Origin of the sequence: Actinoplanes xinjiangensis, assembly GCF_003148685.1 — a bacterium.
Taxonomy (GTDB): Bacteria; Actinomycetota; Actinomycetes; order Mycobacteriales; family Micromonosporaceae; genus Actinoplanes; species Actinoplanes xinjiangensis.
Genome location: NZ_QGGR01000047.1, coordinates 1 through 15213 on the forward strand (window position 1 = coordinate 1; position 15213 = coordinate 15213).

The following is a 15213-nucleotide window of genomic DNA, read 5'->3' on the forward strand; positions in this document are numbered from 1 at the left end:
AGACCCGCTTGCCACTCCGCGAGCACCGCCCCACCCAACATGACCAGTCAACGAGCGACCGCTGCTCAAGTCGCAACACCGGGTTGCAGTATTAGCCGCCGTTTACTCGACCGTGGGGCAGGACAGGGCCGGGCGGCTTAAATTCGCGGTATGCCAAGCTACGTCGGCAGCGACCTCGACACCGTCGTCACCGCCATCGTGGATCTGCTGGCCGACCACGACAGGTCGGTGCCGCCCTACGCGATCCGTGACGCCCTGGTCCAACTCTGGCAGACCCGCAATCCCGGGCTACCCGTCACACAGCTGACCCTGGACGCCGCGATGGTCGACGCCATCATCGCCGGCCTGGTTCAGCAGGTCACCGCGCCACCGGCCCCGACCGCGACGACACCGGCAGTGTGGACCGGCGACGTCGCCGGCCGGCTCATCACCGCCCTTGCGATGGGCGTGCACTGCGCCACCATGAATCTCGACCAGGAGCGGCTCGAAGTCGCCCAGACCCTCAGCGCGGCGAGCGCCGCCCTGATCAAGGTCGGCAGCGCCCTGCGCCGCGCCCACGGTCACGAGCATCAGTGCCTTGTGCTGATCGACGCGTCGACGATCGACTACACCCGCGAGGCGATCGAACAGACCGTCGACGCCATCTCGATGGGTCGATGGCGCATCGCGGGTCAGAACCGGATCGCGACACTGAGGCTCCTGACCGAAGCGGTCGCCCTGCTCGACGTGCCCGAGCACCGATAAACCCACCGGCAGGGGTACGCGGGCGTGAGGCAGGTCCTCGGCCGCCCGCGTACGGTCCGCGTGCTACCAGACGACCAGACCCTCCATGCCGGACCCGTCGGCGAAGACGGGCAGTCCGTGGGATTCGGTTTCGACGAGGGTGAGGTCGCCGTTCGGGCCGACCCGGAATCCCTCGATGGTGCCCGCGAGGGTGTTCTGCACGTACAGCAAGGTGCCGTCCGCCGTGGCGGCCAGGTCGATCGGACCCGCTCCGGGTGCCTCGGCCGGTGCGGCGTCCGGGTCCTCCGCTGCGGCCGCGGCCGCAGCGGCGACTTCCGCGATCGCTTCCGGGCCGCCGGCGGCCGCGATCACGCCGTCCTTGCCGCCGAGGCTGACCTTTCCCTTACCGTCGACCGTGTAGAGGCTGATGGTGGAGCTGCCCGGGTTGGTGCCGTAGAAGAATCTCCCGGCCCGGGCGATCCAGCACAGTACCTGCTGGCCCGACTCCACCGACGGTGTGATGACGTCGAGGGTGCCGTTCTTGCGCAGCGTGTACGAGGTGACCCCGGACTTGGCGGCCTCGGTGACGAGCAGATGGCCGGCCCGGTCGAAGACGAACGAGAACGGCACGTCCCCGGCCGATGTGGTGGTGACCGGCTTCGCGGAGAGCATCCCGTCGTGGGAGACCGCGAAGACCTCGATCGTGTTCCTGCTCTTGGTGGTGACCACCAGGTGCCGGCCGTCGGGGCTGAACCCGACCTGGGGCGGGGAATCGGTGAACAGTGGCACGGCGGCGTTGGTGATGCCGAGCTTACGAGTCGATCCCGCGAGCGGTCGCAGCCCATGGGGGCCCAGCCGGAAGCCGGTCACGTTGGTGTCGCGGCCGGCGTTGAGAACGTAGACGGTCCGCCCGGAGACGGCGATGCTCACCGGGAAGTCGCCGCCGGACGCGACCGTGCGCGGGTGGGTGAGTCTGCCGTCTCGTACGCGGAAGGTGGTGACCGAGTTGCTGCCGGCGTTCACCGCGATCATCACGTTGTTCCGGCGGTCGAAGACGAGGGACTCCTGCGACGCGAGCGGGTCGAACGGGTTGTCCTTCTGGGCGCCACCGCGGCCCCCGGTCGGGAACTCACCCGCCGGCGTCAGTTTGCCGTCCGCGGCGCGCCGGAAGGCCAGGACCGAGTTGTGTTCCGGGTCGTTCGTCTGGACGAAGACCATCCCGTCGCGCCCCTTCGCCTCACCGCCCCGGGCCGCTGGGGACTGCTTGCCGGCCGGGTTCTCATGCGCCGATGCGATGCCCGTGGACACGGCTCCGGCCGTCAACAACAGGCCCACTGCCATACCGATGCCGGCTCTCCTACGCATGTCTGCCCTACCTCCGACGAACGAGCGGTGCATGTCGTCATCCGGTACGGCACTGCTGTTGAGCGTGGTTGAACCGTGGAGCCGGTCGTAAGGACTGCGTAATCCTTCCCGCCGCACGGCATCCGGCTGCGGCGGGCGGACGGCCGGTCGCTGACCCGGCCGGCTTCTCGGGGTCAGCCGGTCGGTTTCTAGGAGCAGACCTCGTTGCGCCAGGCCCAGGCGGCGATCTCGACGCGGTTGCGGGCGGCGAGTTTGCGCTGCACGTTCGCCAGGTGGGTCTTGACCGTCGAGAGTGTCACGTAGAGGCGCCCGGCGATCTCGTCGTTGGTGTGTCCGTGCGCCACCAGCCGGACCACGGCGAGTTCACGTTCGGTGAGTGGCTCGGTGGGCGGCGCCTCGGGTGGCTCGGGTTCGGCCCCTCGGCGTGGGGCCAGGTGTGCGAGCAGACGTACGGTCACCGCCGGTGAGATCAGCGTGGTTCCGGCGGCGGCCGCGCGGACGGCCTCCACCAGCAGGTTGGGTGACGTGTCCTTGAGGAGGAAGCCGCAGGCGCCGTTGCGCAGCGCGCGGTACACGTACTCGTCGAGGTCGAAGGTCGTGACGATGAGGACGTTGAGTGGTTCGCGGACGGCCGGGCCGGCCAGCAGGCGGGTCGCCTCGAGTCCGTCGAGTTTCGGCATCCGGATGTCGAGCAGGCAGACGTCGGGACGCAGCCGGCGGGCCTGTTCGACGGCGGTCTCGCCGTCGGACGCCTCGGCCACCACCTCGATGTCCGGTTGCGTGCCGAGGATCATGCGGAACGCCGTACGGATCATGTCCTGGTCGTCGGCCAGCAGAAGCCGAATGGTCATCGTCGTCCCCGCACGCGTGATCGGGAATTCGACGTCTGTTCGGTGACCGGCAGGATCGCGGTGACCTGCCAGCCTGATGCGACCGGTCCGGCCGAGAACTCGCCGCCCGCGGCGCGTACCCGCTCGCTGAGCCCGGTCAGGCCGAAGCCGCCGGCCGGTAGGGGAGAGGGGCCCGCCCTGCCGTCGTTGCGGACCGAGAGTTCCGCCAGCCCGGGTCGATCGGGGAGGGGCCGGACCTGAATGTCGATCCGTGTCGTCCCGGTCGTGTGTCGCAGCACGTTGGTCAGTGCCTCCAGGACGGTGTGGTGTGCCGCGTCGAGGGTGGCGGCGGGCATCGGCCGGTGGGCCAGCGACTCGTCGACGGCGATGTCCGGTACGGGGTATCCGGACGGCAGGGTGCCGGTCACAGTGGTCAGCATCTCGTCCAGTGTGTCCTCGGTGGGCGCGGCCGGGGGCGTCTCGTCGCGCAGGATGCCGACGAGCGTACGCATCGAGGTGAGGGCCTGACCGCCGGCCTTCTCGATGTCGGCCAGCATGGTGTCCAGGTCCTCCGGTGAGGGTGCGGCGCCCGAACCCGTGACGAACCTGATCGCCTGTGTCTGGGCGACGATCGCGGTCACGTGGTGGGCGACGTAGTCGTGCAGGTCGCGGGCATGATCCAGGCGCTCGTACTGCCGGGCCAGCCGGTCGGCGTCGGCTCTGCGGCGCTCCAGCATGCGCAGGTACAGGCCGAGCATGGTGACGAACAGAACCCACGCGACCAGCACGATGGCGACCAGGCCACCGTCCTGTGACAGCGTCCGCACGTTCATCGGATGGAGGAAGACCCGCACCGGGAGGAGCCCGATCGCGAGGATCGTCAGGGCGGCGGGACCGGCCGCCCTGACGATCGGATGCTGCATGACCAGGCGGATGACCGCGACCGACAGGGCGGCGAACTCCACGATGCCGAAGGTGTGCTCCGGGCGCATCGCCGGTACCAGCACACAGGCCAGTGAGACCGTGACGGACACGGCCGCGGCTATGGCGACCGCGGACGGGCGGGCCTCGGCGAGCAGCAGGACGGCGACCGCGCACAGTCCGCTCGCGACGATGCCGATTCTGGCGGGCAGAGTGGGGCCGTCCAGTCCCTCGACGATGACCAGGCCCGCGACCACGACGGCGAACAGGCCTGCCATCACTCGCTGCGGGCCCGGGCGTCCCGGAAAGATGATCAACACAGGAGGCCACGGTACGACACCCGTACCCGGACGTCCTCGTTCTTTCGGCCGAGCCACCGCGAAGGCGCTCGGTTACACGGCTGAGGCGTACCCCCACTGATCCACCGCAGGATCGAAGCCGCACCGGACGATGAGCGGAGAACGATCGTGGCGACGACAGTGCAGGCTGAAGGCCTGCGGGTGAGAACGGGCCGGCACATGGCGGTCAACGGCGTCGACCTGAGCCTGGGTATCGGCGTGCATGGACTGCTCGGCCCGAACGGGGCCGGCAAGACCACCCTGATCCGGGCGGTGGCAACCGTGCTGCGGCCCTCCGCCGGCCGGCTGGAGCTGCTCGGGCAGCCGATGGGCGGGCAGCCCGACCTGCGTGCGGTACGGCGCTCCCTCGGCTACCTGCCCCAGGAGTTCGGTTACTACCCGCGCTTCACCGTGTCGGAATTCGTCGAGTACATGGCCTGGCTCAAGGAGGTGCCCGGCACCGGGCGCCGCCGGGCCGTGCGCAACGCGCTCGACAGGGTAGGCCTGACGGACCGCGCCGGTTCCCGGATGAAGGCGCTCTCCGGCGGCATGCTGCGCCGTGCGGGTATCGCCCAGGCCATCGTCAACGAACCGGACCTGCTGCTGCTCGACGAGCCGACGGTGGGCCTGGACCCGAAGCAGCGACTCGACTTCCGGGCGCTGCTGCGCGACCTCGGCGAACACTGCTGCGTCATCGTCTCCACCCACCTCGTCGAGGATGTGGCCGCGGCCTGCACGAGCGTCGTGCTGGCCGACGCCGGCCGGATCGTGTTCCACGGCACGCCGGACGGCATCGCCGCGGCCGGCAGTCCCGGTGACGCCGGAGACAGCCCGATCGAACGCGGCTACTCGGCCCTCATCGAACGGCACCGGACGGCATCGGCGGTGGCCTGGTGACCGGCATCTTCAAGATCGAGTTGAGTCGGTCCGGTGCGCTCCTGGCCGGAACCGCGACAGCGGTGATCGGTGTGGCGGGACTCTACGTGCCGGCTCTGACCGGACAGACCGGCCTGTGGGATCAGCAGTGGACCCTGCTCGCCGTCTTCCAGCGGATCATGCTGGTCGTCCTCTGGCCGCTGGCTCTGGCCGCCGGCGCCTGGCAGGCCGGCCGGGAGCGGCGCAGCCGGGTCGAGGAACTGCTCGGCACCACACCCGCGCCGGGATGGCGGCGGCTGCGGCCGTCCGCCCTGGCCACGGCTTTCAGCCTGGCCGCCGGCTACCTGCTCGTCCTCGCCGCCGGGGCACCGAAGGTCGCCACCGCCGCCGGCTATCCCGGCCACGGCTGGTACGCGGTGACCGCCGTCGGCGTACTGGCCCTGGCCGCGGCGGGACTGCTCGGTCTCGGCATCGGCCGGCTGTTGCCGTACGCGTACACCCCGGCCGTGCTGGGCGTGGGCAGCCTCGCCGGACTTCTCGCGGCGATCGAGGCGACCAAACTCGAGGACGCCACGAAACCTGGGGCGGCGCTGTTGCTTCCCTACTTCACCAGCACGATCTCCGAGTTCCAGGCCGTCGACGGTGCCGTCAGCGCGGGTCAGGCCTGGTGGCTCGGCGGGCTGGCCGCCGGAGGGCTGGTGCTGTTCCTCGCGACGAACCGGCTCGTACGGTTGCTCGCCGTCGTCCCGCCGGCGCTCGGACTGGTGCTGGCCGCCCCGATGCTGACCGTCGCCGCCTTCCCGGTCGACCCGGCCGCGGTCGCCGAGGTCTGTACCGACGACGGCGGACCACGGGTCTGTGTCACCGCGGCCCACAGCCGACGGCTACCGGCCCTCGTCGCGCCGGCCCGCCAGGCATTGCGTCTGCTCGGCGGACTGCCGAACGCGCCGACCTCGGTCCACGAAGCGGTACCCGACCTCGGCCGACGGCAGCCGACCGCCGAAGCGTGGCTGGACAGCGACAATCTCATCGCCACCGATGACGCCGCCGAACTGACCGCCCGGATCCTGGCCGGCGCCGGTACTCCGCTCTGCGTCCGCGAAGGCGATCACCGCGACAGCGCCGGGGACCACCTCGACGTGCTGCGTGCCCGGGCCGTGACGGCCGCCTGGCTCGCCGGCAGCCACCCGGTGCCCGGTCCCACTGTCGCCCCGGCCGAGCAGGCCCACCGCGACACGATGTGGAAGGCCCTCCTCGCCTTACCCGCCGACGAGCAGCAACGCCGTGTCGCCGCGGTACGCACAGCCGGCCTGACCTGCGGCGACCAGGCTGCCGCCCTCGGTCTCGGAGCCGGCCGGTGACGGCCGTCGCGCTGTTCCTGCGCTCCCGTGAAGTACCGGCCGGGGTCCTGTGCGCGATACCGGCCATGGCCGCCGTCGCCTGGTTCGGCGCGGGCCCGGCCGGGTCGCCGCATGCCGTCACGGCCGCGGCCCTCGCGCTGGCGCTGGGTATCGCCGTCCTCGGTCACGGCCTGGGCGGCCCGGACAGCACCCTGGACGCGACCGCGGCGATCCGCTGGGCACCGCGCCGCGCGCTGCACCTGGCCGCGATCTTCGTGGTCGCGGCTGTGGTGGTGACGGCGGTGACGACGGTTCCGGTCGCGGTCGTCCTGCGCGATGCGGCCGGCTTCACCGGGTTCGCCGCCCTGGCCGCGGCGCTGTTCGGCCGGCGGCTGGCCTGGACCCTGCCGGTCGTGACGGGCTGCGTGTCCGCCGGCATCCCGGCCGTGCCGGAGCCGTTCGCGCTGCATCTGCTCACCTGGGCGGGCCAGTCCGCGGACAGCCGTACGGCGCTGACGACCGCTGCGGTCTTCGCGGTCACCGGTGCGGCCGGGTATGTGACGCACGGCCCCGGCCGGAGCAGTCCCCGCTGACACCGGCAGGAGGCCTTCTGGTGACTTCACTCAACACGGCGGTGTTCGCGCCGAAGGAATCAGCGTGAGCGAAGTCGCCGGGACGGGCGGGACCTCGACGATCGGCGGACGGCCTCCCGCGTGGGGAAGGGCCGCAGTGGTCCGCGCCCGCCGCCTGGTGCGCCATGCGGCCGGCTGAGGCGTACGCCCGTCACGCCTGGCTGGTGGCGGCGGCAGCGATCGCGCTGCTGGCGCCCCATCTCGGTGCGGCGGGGCAGCAGTGCGCGTACGCGCTGGTGGGTCTCGGGTCGGCCGTCTGCATCCTGGCCGGAGTCCGGCTGCACCGGCCGGCGCACCCGGCCGGATGGATGCTGCTGGCCGCCGGCCTGATCTGTGGAGCGGCGGCCAACACGGTGTGGGCGGTGCACGTCAGCGTGTCCGGCAGCCCGGCACTCTCGGCGGTCGACGGCGTGTATTTCGCCATGTACCCGCTGCTGGCCGCCGGTCTGGCGGTGCTGCCCGAGCGTGCGGCCGGCAGTTCCCGGTGGGCGGGCATGGCGGAGGCCGGCATCGTCACGTGCACCGGCGCGACGCTGGCGTGGGCCGGGCTCTACGACCCGTACATCGTCGACGCCGACGGCGCTTACACGTTCAGCGGCGCCACCGCATATCCGCTGCTCGATCTGCTTCTGGTGGCCATGGCGGTACGGCTGCTGGTCGTCCAGCGGCGACTGCGGCACACCCATGTCCTGCTGCTGGCCATGACCGTGCTGCTGACCGCGGCGGACATCCCGCACTTCCTGTCGGTCGCCGGTGGCGGCTCGTGGTCGGGAACCGGCTGGAGCGTCACGGCGTGGCTGATCGGGTTCGCACTGCCCGGCGTCGCCGCGCTGCACCCGGGGTCCGCGGCACACCCGGCCGAACCGGACCCGATCGCGGGCAGCTGGCGCACCGCCGTCGTACACGGTCTGCTGGTGCTCGTCGGCCCGGCCGCAACCGGATACGCGCTGCTGGAGGACGCCGACGAAGGGCAGCTCGACCTCTACGACGTCGGCGTGCCGCTGACGGCCACCGTGCTGGTCGCCCTGCTGCTGGTCGTGCGGATGACCAACAGCCAGCGCCAGTTGCAGCGGCACGCCACCTCGTTGGCCGGTGCCCTGGACGAGCAGGCGGCGCTGCAGGAGTCGCTGCGCCACCTCGCCGAGCACGACGTACTGACCGATCTGCCGAACCGGCGCGTCCTGGAGGCCCGGATCGCGTCCGGGGACCCGTACGGGCTGGTGATGCTCGACCTCGACGGCTTCCAGGACGTCAACGACCGGCTCGGCCACCGCGCCGGCGACGAACTTCTCGTTTTGATCGCCCAGCGCCTGCATACCGTTCTGGGCCCCGGTGACCTTCTCGCACGCACCGGCGGCGACGAGTTCGCCGTCCTCGTCGCGGCCTCCGACGAGCAGGTCCTCGAGGTCCGCGCCCACGCCGCCGCGGAGGTGCTGCGCCTGCCCATCGTCGTGTGCGGGTACACCCTGCACCTGACGGCGAGCGTCGGCGTGCGAGGTCCCGGCGACACCGCGGAGGGCGAGCACCTGTTCGGCGATGCCGACATGGCGCTGACCGCCGCCAAGACGGCCGGGAAGAACTGCGTCATCTGGTACGACCGCACGCTGCGCCGCCGCCAGTCCGAGCGCATCGAGACCGTCGCGAAGCTGCGCCTGGCGCTGGACGCCGACGAGTTCGCCGTCCACTACCAGCCGATCGTCGACCTCGGCACGTTCCGGACGGTGGCGGTGGAGGCACTGGTGCGCTGGCTGCCGCCGGGAGAGGCCCCGATCGGGCCGGACAGGTTCATCCCGGCCTCCGAGGAGAGCGGCCTGATCATCGCGCTGGGCGAGTGGGTGCTGCGCCGTGCCTGCTCGGAAGCCGCCGCCTGGCACCGTGAGCACGGTGTCACGCTCACCGTCAACGTGTCCCCGCGTCAGCTCACCGACGACACGTTCACCGCCAAGGTACGGCGCATTCTGGCCGACAGTGGTCTGCCCGCCACCGCGCTGGCCCTCGAGATCACCGAAGGCATCCTGATCGGCGCCGGCACCGGCAGTGCGCAGGCTCTCGCCCATCTGGAGGCGTTACGTGCCGACGGTGTGCGGATCGCCATCGACGACTTCGGCACCGGCTACTCGTCGTTGGGGTACCTGCGTGACCTGCCCGTCGACATCTTGAAGATCGACCGATCGCTGATGCCCGCCGGCGAGGACGACCACCGGCAGATCGCGCTGGTCCGTACGGTCGTCGATCTCGCCCGCAGCCTGAGCCTGACGACCGTCGCCGAAGGCGTCGAGACGGCATTCCACGCCACCCTGCTGCAGGAACTCGGCTGCGACCGGGGCCAGGGCTACCATTTCGCCCGCCCGATGCCCGCCACCAACCTCACCGCCGGGCAGTTCGGGCAGGTGCCGATAAGGGAGGTGAGTCAGTCACCGTTCTGAGCATTGCTCGCCTCAACTTGTCATAACCTGAAGGTTATTGCCCTGATATGAGGGCGCCTATCGGCGGGACAGAGGGTGTCATGGCGCTGATCCTGGTCACTTCGCTGTTCGTGTTCGTCCTGCTGTGGGTGTCATGGCGATATCTGAGGCACCGTGACCCGTTGCTGCGTGACGTGATGTGGATGTTCGCCTCGGTCGCGATGCTGTTCGTGCTCGGGGTCGTCCGCCTGTTCGTGGGTGCGCCACCGCGGCCGGTGATGATCCTCGCCATCGGGCTGTTGCTGGCCAAACCGGTCTTCACCTTGCGGTTGGTCGGTCGGCTGCGCCCGTTGCCGTCCTGGTGTCTGCCGGTGGCCGTGACAGTGTGGGTGCTCAGCGCCGTGCCGGTACTCGCGTCGGCGACACGGCCGGTGCCGAGACCGGCGGTCTGGCCGGCGGTGGTGGTGTTCTTCGTCGTGGAACTGGTCGCGGCGTGGCTTCTCGCCGCCGAGGCCCGGCGGCGTGGCGGTGCGGCGAGCGCCCGGTTGTGGTGTGCGTCCGCCGGGACCGGTGTGTTCGGCGCGGCGTTGTTGATCTCCGTGACCGGCGCTGTGATCGGACCGCGAGCGCTCGCCGTGCTCTCCGGTGTGCTGTACCTGTTCGCTTTCGTACCGCCGCGTGCGGTGCGCCGGATATGGGCCCGAGGCGCCACGCACGCGGCGATGCGCCGGTTGCTGGCCGTACCCGCCAACGAGCCGACCCGGACGTGGCAGAGCTACTGCCGCGACGCCACGGCGGTGCTCGGCGCGGACATGGTGCTGGTGTTGATGCCGGGACCGGATCGGCCGGTCCGGGTGGTGGGTTGCGTCTCCCGGCCGGTGAGCACGCTCGAATGCACGAAGGAGGGACTGGACGAGCTACTGGCCGCCGACGATCCGATCGACGCCCTGGCGGGATGGACCCGTCCGCCGGTGGTGGCGGTGATGTTCGCTCAGGCCACCGACACCCGGTTCGTGACCGCGACGGCGGTGGACGCGCCGGGCGGGCGGGGCGCCCTGCTGCTGCTGAACCGCTGCCGCAGCCTGTTCGCCGAGGACGACGTCGAGGCCTTCACCGAACTCGCCGGTCACGCCGCGGCGCTGGCCGGGCGGGCGCAGACGCTGGCCGAACGCGAAAGCCTCGCCGCGATCGTCGAATCGTCCCACGACGCGATCATCGGCAAGACCCTCGGCGGGGTGATCACCAGCTGGAATCCCGGAGCCGAGCAGCTCTACGGCTACCGGCGCGACGAGGTCCTCGGCCGGCATGCGTCCCTGCTGTTCCCATCCGGGCAGGAGCAGGCCGAGCAACAGCTGATGCGGCGCATCACCGCCGGCGAGAACATCGACCAGCACCGGGTCACCCGCCGCCACAGGGACGGCACGACGGTCACCGTGTCACTGACGCTGTCACCGATCACCGACGCCACCGGCGCGATCACCGGAGTGGCGTCGATCTCCCGCGACATCAGCGAGCGACAGCGCGCCGAGGCGATGTTCGAGGGACTTCTCGAAGCCGCCCCGGACGCGATCATCGGCGTCACCCGAGACGGCTCCATCACGCTGATCAACGCGCAGGCCGAACGCCTGTTCGGCTACCCCCGCGACGAACTGCTCGGCCGGTCGGTCGACCTCCTCGTCCCCGAACGGCTGCGTACCCCGCACGTGCGGCACCGCGACGGCTACTTCGCCCACCCCCGCAACCGGCCGATGGGCGCCGGAGCGGCACTGACCGCCGTACGCAAGGACGGCACCGAGTTCCCCGCCGAGATCAGCCTCTCCTCCGTCGACACCGACCGCGGCACGATCGTCACCACCTCCATCCGTGACGTCACCGACCGCCTGATCGCCCAGGCCGAACGGGAACGGCTGATCGCCCAGGCCGAACGCGACGCTGGCGAACGCCGCCTGCAACACGCCCGCCGGCTGGAGAGCCTCGGTGAACTCGCCGGCGGCGTGGCCCACGACTTCAACAACATCCTCGCGGTGATCAGCAACTACACCGCGATGGTCCTCGACACCCTGGACAGGCCCGCCCTCGATCCGGCCGAGCTGGCCGAGGTCCGCACCGATCTCGGGCAGGTCGGCCGGGCCGCCGAACGTGCCGCCCGACTGACCAAGCAACTGCTGGCCTTCGGCCGGCGCGACATCACCCAGGCCACCGTGCTCAGCCTCAACCACGTCGTCGGCGACGTCGAGCAGATGCTGCGCCGCTCGCTCGGCGAGCACATCCACCTCATCACCAGCGCCGACCGGCAGTTGTGGCCGATCCACGCCGACGCCGGCCAGCTCGAACAGATCCTGCTCAACCTGGCCGTCAACGCCCGCGATGCGATGCCCGGTGGCGGCACCCTGTCCATCGACACGAGCAATGCCGAGCTGACCGACGACGACACCACCAGCGGCATCGTGCGACCCGGCAGGTATGTACGCCTCCGGGTCAGCGACACCGGCACCGGCATGCCACCGGACGTCATCGAACGCGCCTTCGAGCCGTTCTACACCACCAAACCGAAGGGCTCCGGCACCGGACTGGGGCTGGCGACCGTCTATGGCATCGCCACTGCCGCGGGCGGCGACGTACGCCTGTACTCCGAAGCGGGCATCGGCACCACCGTCACCATCCTCCTGCCCGCCGTCGAAACGACCGACCGGGCCGGCTCCGTAGCCGCTGTCGTCCCGGCTGCCGAACCAGCCGCCGAGACGTCACCACACGAGACCATCCTCATGGCCGAGGACGAGGACGATCTGCGGCAGATCACCGCCCGTATTCTGACCCGCGCCGGGTACCACGTCCTCGCCGCCACCGGCGGCGCCGAGGCCATCCACTTCGCCCAGACCCACCCCGGCCCGATTCACCTGCTCCTCACCGACGTGATCATGCCGAGGATGATGGGCAACGAGGTCGCCTCCCAGGTCCAACGGCGCCGCCCCGGCATACCGGTGCTCTACATGTCCGGCTACGCGGAGCCCGTCCTCACCGAGAACGGAACCCTGCCCGACGGCGTCACTCTCGTCGAGAAACCCTTCACCAGCCACGAACTGCTCGACCGCGTCCGTGTCGTGCTGCACCAGGCGGGCACCTCACCGGTCCTGCGCCCGGCCCCCGACCAATTCGGCGCCAGGACATGACGTCCAGCGTCTGACGGCCTCGTCGGACGACACGCCGAAAGACTGCCTCGGGGTTACCCGTGATCCCGCTGGGGTAAGGGGCCGCCATGCACCCGTGGGAGCCCGCAGCCGGCGAGGCCGTCGACGCGGTCGATCTTCCACTGGCCGCGGCGGATTGCGGCGGACTGGTACAGGACTTCACCGCCGCGCAGCTCCCGTCGCTGCGGCACGCGGTCCATGACAGCGCCCGCGCCTGCGGCCTCACCGGTGAGGCACTCGAAGACTTCGTCGTCGCGGTTCACGAACTCACCACCAACGCGGTACGCCACGGCGGCGGCCGCGGCCGCATCGAACTACGCCGTGACGGTGACACCCTGCTCTGCGACATCGTCGACCACGGACCCGGCTTCCCCGACGGGGTGCCGGCACCCGCCGGCCCGCCGTCGCTGCAGACGGCCGGTGGACGCGGCCTCTGGCTGGCCCGGCACCTCACCGACACCATGCTGATCACGGACGGGCCCGGCGGGGTGACCGTCTCCGTCACCGTCTGCCTCCCGCCCACCGCACCGGGCGGCCCGCCGGTCACCACCGTGGCGGACGAACTGGGGAACGTCCAGGTCGAGATCTCGCCCGGCGTGCTCATCCGGGCCACCACCGCCCCGGGTCCCTCACCACCTCCCGGGATCGCCACCGGCCCGGACCCCGCGGAGGACGACCCGGAACCGACCGGCCCCCGCGAACCCTGACGGCCGGCCGTCCCCTCTCGCTACGTCAGAGGCGGATACCGGCCGCACCGAGTACCGCGGCGAGTCCGGCCGGGGTGCCGGGCCAGTGCCGGTGCAGCGCTTGCGGCCCGGCGCGGCGGGCCACCGACCGCAGTGCCAGCGCCACGATGATCGCGTCGTCGGCATAACCGATGACGGGGATGAAGTCGGGGATCAGATCGATCGGTACGGCGAGATAGAGCAGCAGCAGCCACAGTCGCACCCGCACCCCACGAGGCAGGTCGGCATCGCCGGCGAGCCGCTTGAGCAGGCGCAGGAGGTCCGGAAGCAGCCGCAGCATCTCCCGGAGCCCGGGTCGTTCGTAGCGGCGGCCGGCCAGCAGCAACGCCGCGATCAGCGCCAGCCACACCACGGCCAGCCCGACCCCGGCGCCGATGGCGATCTTCCACACGGTGTCCATCAGAATCCGACTGTACGGGCGTCGGCCGAGTACATCGCCGGCCGGCTCGGCGTCGAACGCAAGACGGTCTACCGGAACACCGGAAGGTCGATGACCTGACCGTTTCACCCGGCTGGCCGGCATCCACCGATCGGCATCGTCGTTACGCATGGCGTACCGTCGATGTTGGCGGCCGGTTGTAGCGGCCGGCCGCCCACCCTGACCGCTACCAGGGGAGCGACCGTCATGGCCACTACCGTTGGCGAACCGCTGTTTATCGGTGCTCAGGTCGCGTACTGGCGACAGCGCCGCGGCAAGTCTCAGCGCGTTCTAGCCGGCCTGGCCGGCATGAGTCAGCCGTACCTCAACCAGATCGAGAACGGTCGCCGCCCCGTTGAGCGCCGCGCCACACTCGTCGCGCTCGCGTCGGCGCTGGACGTCTCCATCGCCGACCTCACCGGGCAGTCCGGCGACCCCACCGACCCGGCTAGGGCGGCGGCCGCGGCCCACGTGCCCCATATTCGTGAGGCTTTGATCCGCCGCGAGATCGGCGAACTGGAAGAGCCCCGCCACGACGTGCGGGGGCTGATGATCGCGGGCGGGAGCTACGACTTCGCCACCGTCGCACCCCAGCTGCCCAACATGCTCGGCGGGCTCCGGGGGGCGGATCTGGTCCAGGTCGCCCACGTGGGCGTCTACACGCTCAAGCACCTCGGCTATCCGGACCTGGCCCGGGATGCCGCCCGGCTGGCCGTCGCCGAGGCTCGCGAACTCGGAAACCCGGCATGGATCGGCATCGCCGAGTTCATCCGGGTCCTTGCGATGCCGCCGGAGATGCCGGGCGCGCCGGCCCGCCTCGCCCAGCGGGTGGCCGACGAGATCCAGCCGCACATCGGCGACCCGGAGGTCCGGCAGGCGTACGGCATGCTGCACCTGCATGCCGCCCTCCGTGCCGCTGTGGACCACCGCGGCGACCAGGCGCACGAACACCTCCGCGAGGCGGGCGCGGCGGCCGAGTCACTCGGCGAGCCCGGCCCGGACCTCGGCCTGGCCCGGTTTGCGTTCGGGCCGACGAACGTCGGGTTCTGGACGGTCGCCACCGAGCTGGAACTCGGGGAGCCTCACCGCGCCCTGGAAGCGGCGGACGACGTCGCACCCGGGCGCCTGCCGATCGCGAACCGCCAAGCTCCCTTCTTCGCCGACGTGGCGACTGCGATGGCTCAGGTGGGCCGCGACCAGGAGGCGATCGCGACGTTCCTGCGGGCCGAGGCGACGGGCCCGCAGTGGTTCCGGCTCCGGCCGACCGTGCGCGACACCATCGGGTCGATCATCCGCCGCGCGAAGCGCAACTCCTTGACGAGGCAGATGCGCAGCGCGGCGACCGCGGCGAACCTGGCATCCCTCATCAAGGACTGATAGCAGCGAGCAATCACCGCCCCCGTCTGCGTCGCATAACTTCCTGATCAGCGG

12 protein-coding genes are annotated in these 15213 nt (G+C 71.0%); 8 read left to right on the forward strand and 4 right to left on the reverse strand.

Annotated elements, in window-relative coordinates; translation table 11 throughout:
• Nucleotides 1-150: 150 nt before the first annotated feature.
• Nucleotides 151-744 carry a hypothetical protein gene (locus tag BC793_RS46270; RefSeq protein WP_109603026.1) on the forward strand — a complete coding sequence of 198 codons (594 nt, stop codon included), beginning with the start codon at nt 151-153 and terminating at the stop codon, nt 742-744.
• Between the two features lie 63 nt (nt 745-807).
• Here the strand turns inward: BC793_RS46270 and BC793_RS46275 are convergent, their stop codons facing one another.
• The 3 genes from BC793_RS46275 to BC793_RS46285 form a co-directional block, all read right to left on the reverse strand.
• The gene (locus BC793_RS46275; protein ID WP_203896646.1) at nt 808-2088 is read right to left on the reverse strand and encodes a lactonase family protein; all 1281 of its coding nucleotides are present in this window, start codon (nt 2086-2088) and stop codon (nt 808-810) included.
• Nucleotides 2089-2276: 188 nt separating this feature from the next.
• Nucleotides 2277-2939 (reverse strand): response regulator, encoded by a 663-nt coding sequence (locus BC793_RS46280; RefSeq protein WP_109603028.1) that lies wholly within the window; start codon nt 2937-2939, stop codon nt 2277-2279.
• Nucleotides 2936-4117: a sensor histidine kinase gene (locus BC793_RS46285; protein WP_109603029.1), complete on the reverse strand. Its 1182-nt coding sequence runs from the start codon at nt 4115-4117 to the stop codon at nt 2936-2938. The genes BC793_RS46280 and BC793_RS46285 overlap by 4 nt, the downstream gene beginning before the upstream one ends.
• Nucleotides 4118-4357: 240 nt before the next feature.
• Between BC793_RS46285 and BC793_RS46290 the strand changes: the two genes are divergently transcribed.
• The 6 genes from BC793_RS46290 (at nt 4358) to BC793_RS46315 (ending at nt 13325) form a co-directional block, all read left to right on the forward strand.
• On the forward strand, nt 4358-5074 hold the full coding sequence (locus tag BC793_RS46290; RefSeq protein WP_109603030.1) for an ATP-binding cassette domain-containing protein: 717 nt from the start codon (nt 4358-4360) through the stop codon (nt 5072-5074).
• Nucleotides 5071-6414 (forward strand): hypothetical protein, encoded by a 1344-nt coding sequence (locus tag BC793_RS46295; RefSeq protein ID WP_109603031.1) that lies wholly within the window; start codon nt 5071-5073, stop codon nt 6412-6414. The genes BC793_RS46290 and BC793_RS46295 overlap by 4 nt, the downstream gene beginning before the upstream one ends.
• Nucleotides 6411-6986 carry a hypothetical protein gene (locus BC793_RS46300; RefSeq protein WP_109603032.1) on the forward strand — a complete coding sequence of 192 codons (576 nt, stop codon included), beginning with the start codon at nt 6411-6413 and terminating at the stop codon, nt 6984-6986. Before BC793_RS46295 ends, BC793_RS46300 begins: the two co-directional genes overlap by 4 nt.
• Before the next feature lie 164 nt (nt 6987-7150).
• Nucleotides 7151-9451 carry a putative bifunctional diguanylate cyclase/phosphodiesterase gene (locus tag BC793_RS46305; RefSeq protein ID WP_109603033.1) on the forward strand — a complete coding sequence of 767 codons (2301 nt, stop codon included), beginning with the start codon at nt 7151-7153 and terminating at the stop codon, nt 9449-9451.
• An 80-nt stretch (nt 9452-9531) separates the two neighbouring features.
• Entirely contained in the window at nt 9532-12600 is a 3069-nt protein-coding gene (locus BC793_RS46310) for a hybrid sensor histidine kinase/response regulator (RefSeq protein WP_239170723.1), read from the forward strand.
• Between the two features lie 86 nt (nt 12601-12686).
• Nucleotides 12687-13325 (forward strand): ATP-binding protein, encoded by a 639-nt coding sequence (locus BC793_RS46315; RefSeq protein ID WP_109603034.1) that lies wholly within the window; start codon nt 12687-12689, stop codon nt 13323-13325.
• Nucleotides 13326-13350: 25 nt separating this feature from the next.
• Here the strand turns inward: BC793_RS46315 and BC793_RS46320 are convergent, their stop codons facing one another.
• A complete protein-coding gene (locus tag BC793_RS46320) occupies nt 13351-13764 on the reverse strand; it encodes a YkvA family protein (RefSeq protein WP_109603035.1) in 414 nt (137 codons plus the stop codon).
• Between the two features lie 225 nt (nt 13765-13989).
• Here BC793_RS46320 and BC793_RS46325 point away from each other — a divergent pair, with 225 nt between their 5' ends.
• Complete coding sequence (locus BC793_RS46325) at nt 13990-15159, forward strand: helix-turn-helix domain-containing protein (RefSeq protein ID WP_158319571.1); 1170 nt, start codon at nt 13990-13992, stop codon at nt 15157-15159.
• The last annotated feature ends 54 nt before the right edge of the window (nt 15160-15213 follow it).